Below are 13,033 nucleotides of genomic sequence, written 5' to 3'. Positions count from 1 at the left end.
CCCACAAGTTCAGCGCGAGCAGCAAAGGCTTGGCAAAATGGACATCCTCCGTCGTATAAAAGCAGCAGTGTTGAGCTGGAGTTAATCATCAACCCATTCTGGCGGCAACTATTGCGAGCAGCGCAACAAAAAGAGGGGAGATCGCCCCAAGCCCGCTGGCTGCAGCTGGCAACGGTGGCAGAAGACGGAACTGCAAGAGTTAGAACATTAGTTTTTCGTGGCTGGTGCGGCCCAGCAAGCTTGGAATTACTCAGCGACAACCGCAGCTCAAAAATAAATGAAATACAAAAAAACCCAGGTATCGAAATTTGCTGGCTTCTGCCAAAAGCAAGATGTCAGTTCAGGCTTAGGGGCACTCGAATAGTGCTCGATGCTGGCACAAATCAAAAGGCGCGAGAAATGCACTGGGAGAAACTCAAACCGGAAGCTCGAGCCCTATGGGCTTGGCCGCCACCGGGAGAAAAATTCGACACCACGGCAAGCTTCCCAAAAGAAATTGCAGATAATTGCCCGATTCCCAACTGTTTTGAGCTGATCCGAATTGAGTTATCTGAGGTGGAAATGCTGCAATTGGGTGAAAATCCCCATAACAGAATGAGATGGCGAGCGAATCAAAATTGGGCAGAAGAAAAACTCAACCCGTAACACCCTGCAGAAGCAGCTTCACATCTGCAAGCCGTTTTGCATTTACGCCAAGATCTGAATCGCCCAACCTTGATACAGAACGGGCCTGCACAAGCCCGCGGATCGGATCTGCATAAATCTCAAGATCATCAACAAAACCGAAAAAAGCGCTGCTCACAGTTGCATGCAGATAGCCCTCGGTTTGATCCACTAAATTTGTTCTAGGCATTAATTCAAGCAACGGCTGTAGAGCCTGCACCGCTGCAACAGGTTCTGCCACTTGCCAATTGGCACGAGCGCAGTGAGCAGGTGATGCACATGGAGAAAGTTCGGCATTGTGAATTCCTAAATCGGTAGGTTCAGGGCCGACAAATTGAAAAAAGCTCAGACCAAGAACCAAAATAAAATGCAAAACGATATTCATTTTTTCGTTGGAGAAGGGGGGGCACTCGGAGTGGCTGATGGGCTAAGAATGCCCTGCATGTCTAGATCCAATTCGCCAATCCAGAGGAACAAACCAGCAATGCAGGCAAGGGCAGCCCCTAGTAAAAGCCAGTGGCGGCGGTCCATCGCTTGCTTCCATAGGATCTTTAGTGAATTGATTATGGCAAAACCATGTCTCTCGATCAACTAAAAGCTTTTTTGAAGAGGGTTCAGAACGACGAGAAAACCAAACAAGAAATACTTTCCGCTGCCACCGCAGACGATGTAGCCGTAATTGCGATGAAACTGGGATTTGAATTTTCCGGAGACGAATTACTACGAGTATCTGGAAAAAAATTCGACCGCGTAACAGTTCACAAACAGAATATTCCAGGCGAATACAATTAGCTAAACAGCTTCATTAGGGAATTTTTTCCATAAAGCTAAACCGCCGCCTCTTCCTCTAGCAGCTAGCCAACCATTGCTATCTCTTGTAATCAGTGCAAAAAATGGCATTACACGAGTAGACATCGGTGCAGGCAATAAACGCTGAAACAGAACATACCTACCGACCTTAATTAATATATGGTTAAACTCAAATAATAAAAGCGGACGTTTGCCTTGCAATTTTGCTTTACCAATAAATCGCAATTCTAAATTGCCCAAATTCACAACATTGCATAGCTGAATCTCTTTAAGCACTATTGCTATTTCAAGGCGTGCTCGAATCGCCTTTAAAACTGTGGAATTGAAAACAGAAAAAGAATTACTACCCTTAGCCCAAACCTGTTGAAGAAGCCAGCAACCAACCAGGTCTTGTTCTTGAATACCAGTTCCCTGAGCTCGGGCTTGAATTTCAAGTTGCAGCAACTGTTCAGCGTTGCGAAAGGGTTGAACAAGCACGCATTCCACTCAGCAAAGCACCAGCATGGTGGTATTCAAGCCAAAACGCATGAACAGCTCAGATTTAAGCTACAAAACGGTGTTAACCGCCTCCGATCGCCACAAGCAAGACGAAACGGATGACAGTTTGTTTTATGCACAACCAAGATTTGTGCAACATCTCGATGGGAGCTTCCGCAAGCAGTTAACAAACCTCTATGAGGAAAAGCTTAAGCCAAATACAATTGTCCTGGATTTAATGAGCAGCTGGGTTAGCCATCTACCATCAAACGTTAAGTTTAAGCAAGTAATTGGGCACGGCTTAAACAAACAAGAATTAGAAGCAAATCCACATCTCAATAAACACTGGGTTCAAAATTTAAATAGTAATCAAAAGCTTCCAATTGAAAGCAATTTAGTTGATGCAGTTTTAATAGTGGCTGGATGGCAATATTTACAATATCCAGAAGCAGTAAGTTCCGAATTATTAAGAATTACGAGCCCTGGAGGAATTATTATTGTTAGTTTTTCAAATCGGATGTTTTCAACAAAAGCACCAAGAGCATGGCTAGATGCAAATGATTCTGAACGCTTATTTGGTATTTCCAAAATCCTAAGCAATCAAGGCTGGATTGTTGAGCAAATTATTAACAAAAACTCACTAGCTGAAGGTCTGCTTGGTTTATTTGGTGGCAATGGCGACCCATTTCTATCGATTATTGCTCGAGCAACAAAAAATAAATAAACCAACTAGTATAAATCGATACACGCCTTGCAGCGGCCACCTCTGTGCCCTGAACCCAAATTTTAGCAAAAAATTTTTTTTAGCTAAAATAAAGGCCTGGATAATTTGACATTAACGATCCAAGCAAACCGCACAAGTTCATTAAAAAGTTTAGAAATCAAAGAACGGCCTCAAGTTGCATATATATACTGCGAAGGAAATTTCAAATCCCTAGATGGCAAAACAGCTCATGGCCTATTAAGGCAATCTGATGAATTTGAAATTAAAGCTGTAATTGATAGCGAATCTGCAGGGTTAGATTCGGGAATGGTTCTAAATGGTATTAAAAATAGTATCCCCATAGTAGCGAATCTTACTGAAGCAATCAATTTAAAAGGTTGCAAAGCAAACAATTTTATTTATGGAATGGCCCCTGCAAATGGTTTATATAGTATTGGAGATCGATCAGTTATTCTTGATGCATTAAGTGCAGGCCTTAATATAATTAGTGGTATGAGAGAATTTTTATCGGATGAAGCAGAGTTTGCACTAATGGCAGCTAGCCATAATGCAATAATTAAGGATGTACGACGTCCACCGGAATTAAAAGACCTACGCCTTTTCAATGGATCAATTGATACTGTTAATTGTATAAGAATTGCAATCCTTGGCACAGATGGGGCTATCGGCAAAAGAACAACTGCAACATTAATGGTGCAAGCACTTAATCAAAAAGGAATACCAACTGTATTAATTAGCACAGGCCAAACAGGATTAATGCAAGGTGGACGCTACGGAATAGCACTCGATGCAATTCCTTCACAATTTTGTTCAGGCGAGGTGGAAGCTGCCATTGTTAAAGCCTATAACGCCGAAAAACCAAAAGTTATCATAATTGAAGGCCAAGGTGCATTGAGCCATCCTGCATATCTTTCATCTGGATTCATACTTCGTGGTAGCAAACCCCATGCAGTGGTACTTCAACATGCGCCAAAACGCAAAAATTTAAGTGATTTCCCATTCATGGCAATGCCAACTCCCGAATCAGAAATCAAACTGATAGAGGCATTTGCGGAGACAGCAGTTATTGGCATAACAATAAATCATGAAGAAATGGATGATAATGAGGTTAGTTTAGTTATTTCGAGCTACGAGGCTGAATATAAAATACCGGTTACAGATGCGGTAAGCCGTGCGCCTGAAGCACTAGTTGCGATGGTGCTAAAAGCGTTTCCTGAACTGCATGGTTGTTTAAGTAACAACTTTTGAAAGCTCCAAGGTTAGAAATCAAACTCAAACAACTTCAGCACAATGCAAAAGAGTTATTAGAAAATCTTGCTTTGCAGGGTATTTCAATTACAGGTGTGAGCAAAGCAACAATGGCAATGCCAGAAATAATAAATATATGGGTAAATGCGGGAATACATTCAATTGGCGAATCAAGAATTGAAAATATAGAATCTCTAAATAAAGTAAATAACCGAGTACGCACCTTACTTACCCGTATACCTATGCTTAGTCAGGTTGATCAGGTGGTTTCACATGCAAGCATCAGTTGCAACAGTGAATTAACTGTATTAACTGCGCTAGCTGCGGCAGCAGCAAAACAAAACCTGCGCCACGGCGTGCTTTTAATGGTGGAATTAGGTGATCTGCGTGAAGGGATACTTCCAGAAGATCTTAACGAAGTAATAAAGCAGGTATTGAAATTACCAAATTTAGAATTAATCGGAATTGGTGCAAATTTAGGGTGTCAAAATGGCGTGGCACCTGATCAAAAAAATATGAATGAATTATCATCAATAATGAATAATATAGAAGCAGATTTTAAAATAAAAATGGAGTGGTGCTCGGGGGGGAATTCTGCAAATCTGCCTTGGCTTGCAGCGGGCGGAAAGCCGGATCGCCTTAATCACCTTCGTATTGGTGAAGCTTTGCTGCTTGGCCGGGAACCATTAACAAGAACTAAAATAAAAGGTTTATATACAGATGCTATAACTCTTGTTGCAGAGGTTATAGAAACAAAGCTAAAACCAACAACTCCATGGGGAATACAATATCAAACTAGTTTTAGCGATGCTCCAAGTGAACAGAATAAAAAATTTAATGCAAAACAAAATAAAATTTATGAATCGCGTATTTTATTTGCAATTGGTGAGCAGGATATCGACCCAAGCGGATTAAAAGCTGATGGGATTGAAATAAAAGGAGCATCGAGCGATTATCTAGTAGTTTCGAGCTCACAAAATACCTTAAATGTTGGATATGAACAGCGATTTAGCCTGAATTACAGCGCCTTATTGCGCGCTATGACCTCGCCATATATAGCTAAGTGTTTTGTTAGTTAAACTGATCAGGTAATATAATAAAACGATAGTTTTCTGGCAAAAAATGGATGAACTAGTAAAAGCCTATTACGGCCAATCGCTCCAAAGCAGCGCTGATTTGAAAACAAGCGCTTGCTGTGATGCAAATGCGGTGCCAGCATGGCTTAAGCCATTATTAGCGAAGGTTCATCCCGAGATTTGTAATCGCTACTACGGTTGCGGTCTTGTGTGCCCAGAACACATAAATGGCTTTAAAGTTCTTGATCTTGGTAGCGGTGCGGGAAGAGACGCGTATCTCCTGGCGCAATTGGTGGGCCCTTCTGGAGAAGTTGTTGGGGTAGATATAACTTCAGAGCAATTATCAATTTCACGAAATTATATTCAATACCATTCAGACTTATTTGGTTATTCCAACGTTAGCTTTATAGAGGGAAGAATCGAAAACTTAGCTGATCTTGGTTTGCAACCACAGAGTTTTGATCTAATCGTTAGTAATTGTGTGCTCAACTTGTCTATGGATAAATCAGCAGTTTTAGAAGGAGTAAGAAATTTATTAAAAAATGATGGAAGATTTTATTTTGCAGATATTTATGCCGATACGCCAATTCCTCTTGAACTACGCAACCATCCAGTGCTGTATGGGGAATGTCTTAGTGGAGCATTTTACACAGATGAATTTATTGCCTTAAGCCAAAAAATGGGGTTTCATGAACCACAACTAATTACCCAAAAACCAATAATTATTGAAGACAATGAAATAGCAGCAATGCTAAAAGGTATTAATTTTTGCTCTACAACATATCAATTGCACAAAAATCAACTCACTCTCTAACGATATGATCATTTATCAATGATCAATCTTGGCCAGAAGTATTAAGTATATCTAGATATAAAACTTAAAAATCTACTCGCAAATCTGTAGTATTTGCGTAAAATTTTCCATTTTGCGGCGAAAAGTTTTCTGCGCCTCAACAAAAGCTCAAGAAAAATTCTAAATAAATTAGATTTTCCGAAAATAAACATTTTATCTCATAAAAATATTATTTGCAAAATCCATACATGATCACACGCAGCTAGAAAAAGCAACTATTTATTGAGAGATCAGCCGCCAGCGCCCCTACCATGCTACAATAATGAAACAATCCTTAACAAGGCTGCTTTCGCATGTTCACGATTGAAAGAGCTTCTCAAATTTTTCCTGAAACTCTAACTGCAGACGTAGTTCCTGCCATAACGGCAAGATTTGAACTGCTAAGCGCTGAAGACCAACTCGCTTTGATCTGGTATGCATACCTGGAAATGGGTAAAACCATTACAGTTGCTGCACTAGGTGCTGCAAGTATGCAATTTGCAGAGCGTACGCTAGCCGATATAAAAGCCATGAACTTTACTGCACAAAGTAAGGCTATGTGTGATTTGGCTAATCGCTCAGATACTTCAATCAATCGCACATATTCAAGTTGGTCTGTAAATATTAAATTGGGTTTTTGGTACACACTTGGTGAATGGATGGCAGAGGGAACAGTTGCGCCAATTCCTGATGGTTATCAACTTTCCGGTAACGCTCTAGCTGTATTGAGTTCAGTAAAGTCTGTAAGTAGCGGTCAACAAATTACACTATTGCGTAATTTTGTTGTTGATATGGGATTTGATCCCAAGAAGGCTGGTTCACAAGTTGTGAGCGAACCTGTCACTCCTCCAACACCTGTTCAGGATCGTCAAAAAATCTCTATTGAAGGTGTTGATAATTTAACAGTTACAAGTTATATGGAGCTTTTAAATGCAAATGATTTTGACAACTTAATCCAACTCTTTTTAGAAGATGGTGCTTTGCAGCCTCCATTTAAAAAGCCTATAGTTGGTGCTGACAATGTTTTGAGATTTTTCAAAGAGGATTGTCAAAATCTTAAACTACTACCAGAGCGTGGTTTAACTGAACCAGCAGATGACGGTTTTACACGCATCAAGATAACCGGTACAGTTCAAACTCCTTGGTTTGGCGCCGGAGTTGGTATGAATGTTGCATGGCGTTTCCTGCTTAATCCAGACGGTAAGATCTACTTTGTGGCTATCGACCTGCTTGCCTCCCCTGCTGAATTACTGAAATTTGCTCGTTAATTTAATTTATAACAGTTTGAATTTCAATTCATACAAAAGCTTATTAATTTCATTATTAATAATATTTTTATGGCTAACTTCAGCAGTTGTATGTTTGAAGATTAGTATCTTTGAATTCCCTTACCTTTCGTTTATTTTATTACTTGTTAGAGTTCAATTGAATACTGGTATTTTTATAATATCCCACGATGCTATGCATAGGGTTTTATTTAAGAAAAGTATTTTTTGGAATGATTTAATCGGTAGAATTATGTTGTTTTGTTATGCAGCGCTTTCATATGATCAACTTTTTTTAATGCACCAAAGGCACCACCACAACCCCACTGGCTCTGCTGACCCCGATTTCCCTAGCTCTCCTTCAGACGGACTTTTGAGCTGGTATAAACAGTTTATGGTTGGTTACCTTGGTACTTCGCAAATGCTTGCTTTGATAAGCATTTGGTGCCTTCTGGCTATATCTCTTGGCCCTTCTTCAATATATAACATATTATTATTTTGCATTATTCCTCTGCTATTAAGTTCCTTCCAGCTTTTTATATTTGGCACTTATTTGCCCCATAGAAAACTTCATTTAAATCTAGAAACGCATACCAGAAGCATTGATCTGCCGGTTTGGCTTTCATTGTTAGCCTGTTACCACTTTGGTTACCATCAAGAACATCATGATCATCCAACTCTTACTTGGTTTGAGCTGCCGGCAGCCCGCAAACGGTCTCGGTTACTCGCGATCGGATAGGCGTTCAATTATAATTTCCTAAATTAATTCATGAATATGGTCGACACCGTGCTGGATGGCTGGACAGAAATTGAGCAGGGTATCGCGCGCACTGCTTTTGATCGGGCCTACACACGTTCTATCGATCAGCTAGCAGCTTCTGTAAGGGCGAAATCCGAGGCTCTAAGCAGTGCTGAAACAATATGGGAACTGCACGATTTTTTAAGCATCCAAAGGCACACAATTGAAGGTAGCTTTGATTTCCGCCCTGAAGGCATTCTCTTTGTTTTCGCGAGACTTGTAAAAGATGACCTATTAAGTATTGATGAGCTTGACGGTTTAGGGATTGATAAATTATCCAAAATCACAGCAATGGCTAGATTCTAATCCTTTTGTAAAAACAAAGTTTTGAATTTCTTGGATAAATTTTTCGTTTATAGGGAGTATGTTATTTTAATATTATTTAAGTACTAATTGTATGACGCCATTTCTTCCAGGGCAAGTAGATAAATCTTGGCTGGCAAGGGGCTTGAAAATTTTGGGTGGAATTGGTCTTTCGATTGGCTTGATTTCGTTAATGCCATATCTTTTGTTTTTTAGCTTGTTAACTACGCTGCTCCTGATTCCCGTATTGCGTCGCTTGAGATCAGAACTAAACCAAACAATCAACATAACTCCCACTCCGTTAACAGACATAACGCCCTGGCACCAGAAATTGATCAAAAAAATCAATAGTTGGCGTTGAGCGGCGGCAGTTGCCACGGGTTTCTTTACAAACCCGTAATAATCCCCTAAGATTTGCGAAACATTTCTCAACATTCATGGCTGATTCAACCTCCCGCTTCGGTTTCGTTGCATTTGCGGAAACATGGAATGGCCGTATGGCAATGCTTGGTTTTGTAATCGGCCTTGCAACTGAATTACTCACCGGTCAGAGCATTCTTTCCCAAATCGGTTTGGGCTGATTCTCACTTTTCTACAAACCACATCCATCTTCAGAACAATGTCCAACAGCCAAATTTCTAAAGAGCAGCTGATCCAATTGGAACAGCTCAAACGCGTAGAACTATTTAATGGCCGCGCTGCGATGCTCGGTATCGTGATCGGCATCATTACTGAAGGCCTCACAGGTTACGGAATTGTGCATCAAATTGGCCTTGGTGCCCTTGTTGATGGCTATGCCGCCTGTCGTACACAGTTTTTACCCTTCTGCTTCTGATAACCAAGTAGCCCGATGCAAACAACAATATCAGCGAAACCAGTTCCATTTTCTAACTAGTAGCTGTTCCAGAAGCATTTAACCCTTGCAGATGCTCCCTTTAGTGATAGGTTAATGGGGTAACTCGTTTGAAAGGTTCATGCTCACTGGTTCTGAACTGCTGGCAGCTGTTAAAGAGTTCGGCGACGGCTCTAAATCTGCCCTAGTTAAATCTTGCGGATATGTAAGCAAGAAAAAGGACGGTTCTGATCGTTTGAATTTCACAGCTTTTTACGAAGCTTTGTTGGAAGCTAAGGGCGTAAATCTTGGAGATGGCAGTCTTGTTGGCAAAGGCGGCCGTAAACTTAGCTACGTAGCTACTGTTCAAGGCAACGGCAATCTTTTGATCGGCAAGGCCTACACAGCCATGTTGAATCTCAAGCCAGGCGACGATTTTGATATCAAGCTTGGTCGTAAGCAGATTCGTCTAATTCCAGCTGGCACTAGCGAAGACGAAGAAGATTGATTTTCAAGCTGTTTCAGCCTTGAATTCTTAGCAACTGGCCGTTTTCCATTTCTGGAAAGCGGCTTTTTTACTAGAAAAATTTAATGGGATGGCATTTAGGGTTTTAATAATCTGATGGAATCTGAATTTGTTTTTCTCCCATCCCAGGTGCTGATCCTGCGCTGCCATCAGCACGCGGATGCCTTAACTGCCGCCAGCGCCGTAAAACAACACAAAAGCGTTGTAGTAGACACTGAGCAAATGGATGCCGCTGCAGCTCAAAGGCTGCTCGATTTTGTTGCTGGGGCAGTTGATGCCATAGATGGCAATGCTGAACGGCTTGGAGAGAACAGCTTTTTATTCACGCCACACCAAGTGCAGGTGAGCCGCATGGATTCAGCTGTTGAAGTTGATCGCCAATAGAGTTATCTGAGGCTTTAAAAAAGCTCACCTCAGCTGTTAAGCAACCGTTATGGCCCTGCCTCCTGGCAGCCTGCTTCAACTAACTCCCCAGGGGCTTTATTGCAGAGCGGCAGAAGCCTGGATTGATCCTTATAGGCCTGTATCGCGAGCATTGATAACCCATGCCCATGCAGATCATGCCCGCCCAGGCTGCGGCGAATATTGGGCTATTGGTTCCAGTGAAATGATCCTGCGAAAACGCCTTGGTGCTGCAATCAAATTAAATGCAGTTTCTTATGAACAGCCGCTAAATATCGGTGCTGCTCAAGTTTCATTTCACCCTGCAGGCCACGTACTCGGAAGTGCCCAAATTCGGGTGGAAGCAGGAGCTGAAAGCTGGCTGGTAAGCGGCGATTACAAGCGATGCGCCGATCCAAGCTGCACACCTTTTAAACCAGTGCAAGCTGATGTATTCATTACTGAAGCAACTTTTGGTTTACCGATCTATCGCTGGCAAAGTGGTGCTGAAATAGCCCAGCAAATTTTGGAGTGGTGGCGCAGCAGCGCAGATCATTCATCAATTCTGTTTGCTTATGCCTTTGGTAAAGCCCAACGTTTACTAGCGGAACTTGCTGCTATCGGCGTAAGTGATGAGGTTTTGTTGCACGGAGCTGTGGAAGCATTAATGCCTGCTTACCGCTGCGCAGGTGTTTCTATGCCTCCAACAAAAGCGTTGAGCATGGTGAATAAAGGGGATAGCTTGGCCGGCCGCTTAATAATCGCGCCGCCTTCTGCTCACCGTTCGGTGTGGATGAAGCGCTTTAAATTTCCCCAAACAGCATTTGTGAGTGGATGGATGGCAGTGCGGGGTGCTCGCCGCCGCAAAGGTTATGAAAGGGGGTTTGTGATGAGCGATCACGCCGACTGGCCCGGCCTGATTAGTAGCGTTAAAGAAAGCAAAGCTCAGCAAGTTTTCGTAACTCATGGCAACAGTGATGGCTTAGCCCGCTACTTAAAAGAGGTGGAAGGAATCAGCGCGGAACCACTAAATGCTGATTTCAGCTGAACCATGCACAGGTTTGCAGCCCTCTACAACGCCTTTGATACAAGCAGCGGCAACAATGCCAAAGTGGCAGCGCTTCTCAAATACTTAAGCGAAAGCAAACCAGAAGATGCGGCATGGGCTTTACATGTACTTCTCGGCAAGCAAGGTAAGCGCTTAATTACTGGGCGCCGCCTCTTGCAAATATGTGTTGATCAATCCCAACTGCCGGAATGGTTGTTAAACGATTGCTACGCCCAGGTGGGGGATTCAGCTGAAACAATTTCGTTGTTGTGGCAACAGGCAGGAACATGCACAAGGCAACCCTTGCACTATTGGCTTGAACAGCTCTTACCCAACGCAGCAAAACTAAAAGATCAAGAACAAGCTGCCGCTGTGCGCCAACTTTGGAACGGCCTGAATCAAGCGGAATTATTGGTGGCAAACAAACTGCTCACCGGCGCTCTACGGGTGGGAGTGGGGCCGGGGCTGGTGGTACGCGCCTTAGCGCAACTAACCGGACTTGATGAGGCATTGTTGCAACACAGGCTTATGGGAGGTTTCAAGGCAACTGCCGCTAACTACATCGCCCTAGTAGCGCCAGCAACTACAGCTGAATCAGTTCCAAGCCGTCCTTATCCATTTTTCCTTGCATCACCACTAGAGATTAAAGATCCTGAAATCCCATTACCAAATCCCCCTAACAACTGGTTAATTGAGTGGAAATTTGATGGCATCCGTGCTCAATTAATACATCGTGCAAATCAGGTTTTTTTATGGAGCCGCGGCGAAGAATTAATTAACAACTCCTTTCCTGATTTGGTAGCCGCCGCAGCGAATCTTGCCGATGGCATAGTTCTCGATGGTGAAATTTTGATTTGGCCCCCAGAGGCTGAGCTGCCAGGTCCCTTTGCGTTGCTCCAAAAACGTTTGGGTCGCAAGGAGCCAAACCGCAAACTTCTTGCTGAATTACCAGCCAGTTATGTGGTCTACGACCTTCTTGAACTAAATGGCCACGACATCCGTTCTCAACCTCTAAGCCAACGCCGCAATGCCCTTGAGGCCCTAATAAAACCAACGGCAACAAGTTGCCTGCGCCTTTCACCTCGTTTACCACTTGATAGCTGGGAACAGCTGGAACCCCTGCGCCAAAAGGCAGAAACAGTTGCTGCTGAAGGGGTGATGCTAAAAAATTTGGAATCGCCATACCTCACAGGCCGCAAACGCGGTTACTGGTGGAAGCACAAACGCGACCCCTACAACCTTGATGCGGTTTTGATCTACGCCCAAGCTGGCAGTGGTCGCCGCGCCAATTTATTTACTGATTACACCTTTGGGCTTTGGGATCCTGAAGGCAAATTAGTGAGTTTTGCCAAAGCTTATTCAGGCCTTGATGATGCTGAAATAATAAGCCTGGATCGTTGGATACGCAGCCACACCACCGAACGTTTCGGACCTGTGCGAGTAGTGGAGCCATTACAAGTATTTGAGCTGGCCTTCGAGGGATTGCAGCGCTCAACAAGGCATAAAAGCGGAATTGCTGTGCGTTTCCCTCGCATCAAGCGCTGGCGCAAAGACAAAATTGCAAGCGAGGCCGACAGTTTGAAAACAGCTTTAGCTTTATTGGCATGAAAAACAGTCTTGCTAAGCGCGATCGACAGCCCGAATTCATGGATCAACCGGGGCTAGATCGCGATGAACATGCCCGTGCCTTAGCTGGATTACGCCGCATCAATTTCATCAGCGGCACATCTGCAAGTTTGCTTGCTCCCATTGAAAAACTGGCAAGAGAAAAAGAAAACAAGCCCCTGCAGATTCTTGAACTTGCCTGCGGCGGCGGTGATACCGCAATCGATCTTGCATTACATGCCAGGCGTAAGGGGTTAGCAATAAAACTGCACGCATGCGATATAAATCCTGAGGCTATTGAAATCGCAAAGGCAAATTCACTACGCCGTGGGGTGGAATTGGAATTTTTTTGCGCCGATGCGCTAGAGGCATCAGATCAAGAAAAGGATTTTGATGTGGTGTTCTGTTCGCTATTCCTGCATCACCTCAATAACGCCGATGCAG

General features: G+C 43.1%; 20 protein-coding genes. 16 read left to right on the top strand and 4 right to left on the bottom strand.

Translation table 11 applies throughout. From position 1 onward, the window contains the following. The first annotated feature begins 75 nt into the window (after positions 1-75). The gene (locus tag KB557_RS05265) at positions 76-645 is read left to right on the top strand and encodes a pyridoxamine 5'-phosphate oxidase family protein (protein WP_255131983.1); all 570 of its coding nucleotides are present in this window, start codon (positions 76-78) and stop codon (positions 643-645) included. Here the strand turns inward: KB557_RS05265 and KB557_RS05260 are convergent. Both KB557_RS05260 and KB557_RS05255 read right to left on the bottom strand, forming a co-directional pair. Next, entirely contained in the window at positions 635-904 is a 270-nt protein-coding gene (locus tag KB557_RS05260; protein ID WP_315856195.1) for a DUF1499 domain-containing protein, read from the bottom strand. The two genes, KB557_RS05265 and KB557_RS05260, sit on opposite strands and share 11 nt — an antisense overlap. 140 nt (positions 905-1,044) lie before the next feature. After that, a complete protein-coding gene (locus KB557_RS05255) occupies positions 1,045-1,194 on the bottom strand; it encodes a hypothetical protein (protein WP_255131978.1) in 150 nt (49 codons plus the stop codon). Between the two features lie 45 nt (positions 1,195-1,239). Here KB557_RS05255 and KB557_RS05250 point away from each other — a divergent pair, with 45 nt between their 5' ends. After that, positions 1,240-1,455 (top strand): Nif11-like leader peptide family natural product precursor, encoded by a 216-nt coding sequence (locus KB557_RS05250; protein WP_255131976.1) that lies wholly within the window; start codon positions 1,240-1,242, stop codon positions 1,453-1,455. On the opposite strand, the gene KB557_RS05245 is transcribed toward KB557_RS05250, so the two are convergent. Then, positions 1,456-1,917 (bottom strand): hypothetical protein, encoded by a 462-nt coding sequence (locus KB557_RS05245; protein ID WP_255131973.1) that lies wholly within the window; start codon positions 1,915-1,917, stop codon positions 1,456-1,458. It lies immediately after the preceding gene. 82 nt (positions 1,918-1,999) lie between these two features. Here KB557_RS05245 and KB557_RS05240 point away from each other — a divergent pair, with 82 nt between their 5' ends. From KB557_RS05240 to KB557_RS05210, 7 genes are all read left to right on the top strand, one after another. After that, the gene (locus KB557_RS05240; RefSeq protein WP_255131970.1) at positions 2,000-2,674 is read left to right on the top strand and encodes a class I SAM-dependent methyltransferase; all 675 of its coding nucleotides are present in this window, start codon (positions 2,000-2,002) and stop codon (positions 2,672-2,674) included. A gap of 105 nt (positions 2,675-2,779) precedes the next feature. Beyond that, complete coding sequence (locus tag KB557_RS05235; RefSeq protein ID WP_255131967.1) at positions 2,780-3,922, top strand: DUF1611 domain-containing protein; 1,143 nt, start codon at positions 2,780-2,782, stop codon at positions 3,920-3,922. Beyond that, entirely contained in the window at positions 3,919-5,001 is a 1,083-nt protein-coding gene (locus tag KB557_RS05230) for an alanine/ornithine racemase family PLP-dependent enzyme (RefSeq protein ID WP_255131965.1), read from the top strand. Before KB557_RS05235 ends, KB557_RS05230 begins: the two co-directional genes overlap by 4 nt. A 43-nt stretch (positions 5,002-5,044) precedes the next feature. Then, positions 5,045-5,812: a methyltransferase domain-containing protein gene (locus KB557_RS05225; RefSeq protein ID WP_255131963.1), complete on the top strand. Its 768-nt coding sequence runs from the start codon at positions 5,045-5,047 to the stop codon at positions 5,810-5,812. A gap of 332 nt (positions 5,813-6,144) precedes the next feature. Then, complete coding sequence (locus KB557_RS05220) at positions 6,145-7,098, top strand: orange carotenoid-binding protein (protein WP_255131961.1); 954 nt, start codon at positions 6,145-6,147, stop codon at positions 7,096-7,098. Next, the gene (locus KB557_RS05215; protein WP_315856194.1) at positions 7,088-7,834 is read left to right on the top strand and encodes a fatty acid desaturase; all 747 of its coding nucleotides are present in this window, start codon (positions 7,088-7,090) and stop codon (positions 7,832-7,834) included. Before KB557_RS05220 ends, KB557_RS05215 begins: the two co-directional genes overlap by 11 nt. Positions 7,835-7,864: 30 nt before the next feature. Beyond that, the gene (locus KB557_RS05210; protein WP_255131957.1) at positions 7,865-8,200 is read left to right on the top strand and encodes a hypothetical protein; all 336 of its coding nucleotides are present in this window, start codon (positions 7,865-7,867) and stop codon (positions 8,198-8,200) included. Positions 8,201-8,272: 72 nt separating this feature from the next. Here the strand turns inward: KB557_RS05210 and KB557_RS05205 are convergent, their stop codons facing one another. After that, entirely contained in the window at positions 8,273-8,632 is a 360-nt protein-coding gene (locus KB557_RS05205; RefSeq protein ID WP_255131956.1) for a hypothetical protein, read from the bottom strand. Between the two features lie 2 nt (positions 8,633-8,634). Here KB557_RS05205 and KB557_RS05200 point away from each other — a divergent pair, with 2 nt between their 5' ends. From KB557_RS05200 to KB557_RS05170, 7 genes are all read left to right on the top strand, one after another. Beyond that, positions 8,635-8,778 (top strand): chlorophyll a/b-binding protein, encoded by a 144-nt coding sequence (locus KB557_RS05200; RefSeq protein ID WP_094555642.1) that lies wholly within the window; start codon positions 8,635-8,637, stop codon positions 8,776-8,778. Between the two features lie 38 nt (positions 8,779-8,816). Continuing rightward, positions 8,817-9,032, top strand: coding sequence for a chlorophyll a/b-binding protein (locus KB557_RS05195; protein WP_255131955.1), 216 nt, complete (start codon positions 8,817-8,819; stop codon positions 9,030-9,032). 139 nt (positions 9,033-9,171) lie between these two features. Further along, on the top strand, positions 9,172-9,537 hold the full coding sequence (locus KB557_RS05190; RefSeq protein ID WP_255131954.1) for an AbrB family transcriptional regulator: 366 nt from the start codon (positions 9,172-9,174) through the stop codon (positions 9,535-9,537). 114 nt (positions 9,538-9,651) lie between these two features. Beyond that, on the top strand, positions 9,652-9,939 hold the full coding sequence (gene sepF, locus KB557_RS05185; RefSeq protein ID WP_255131952.1) for a cell division protein SepF: 288 nt from the start codon (positions 9,652-9,654) through the stop codon (positions 9,937-9,939). A 49-nt stretch (positions 9,940-9,988) separates the two neighbouring features. Beyond that, complete coding sequence (locus tag KB557_RS05180; protein ID WP_255131950.1) at positions 9,989-10,984, top strand: ligase-associated DNA damage response exonuclease; 996 nt, start codon at positions 9,989-9,991, stop codon at positions 10,982-10,984. 3 nt (positions 10,985-10,987) lie between these two features. Beyond that, positions 10,988-12,592: an ATP-dependent DNA ligase gene (locus tag KB557_RS05175; protein ID WP_255131947.1), complete on the top strand. Its 1,605-nt coding sequence runs from the start codon at positions 10,988-10,990 to the stop codon at positions 12,590-12,592. Further along, the coding region (locus tag KB557_RS05170; RefSeq protein ID WP_255131945.1) for a methyltransferase domain-containing protein at positions 12,589-13,033 on the top strand (445 nt) is incomplete at its 3' end. The genes KB557_RS05175 and KB557_RS05170, both read left to right, overlap by 4 nt.

This window comes from Synechococcus sp. Cruz CV12-2-Slac-r (assembly GCF_024346075.1).
GTDB lineage: Bacteria > Cyanobacteriota > Cyanobacteriia > PCC-6307 > Cyanobiaceae > Synechococcus_D.
This window is presented reverse-complemented; position numbering and strand designations above follow the sequence as displayed.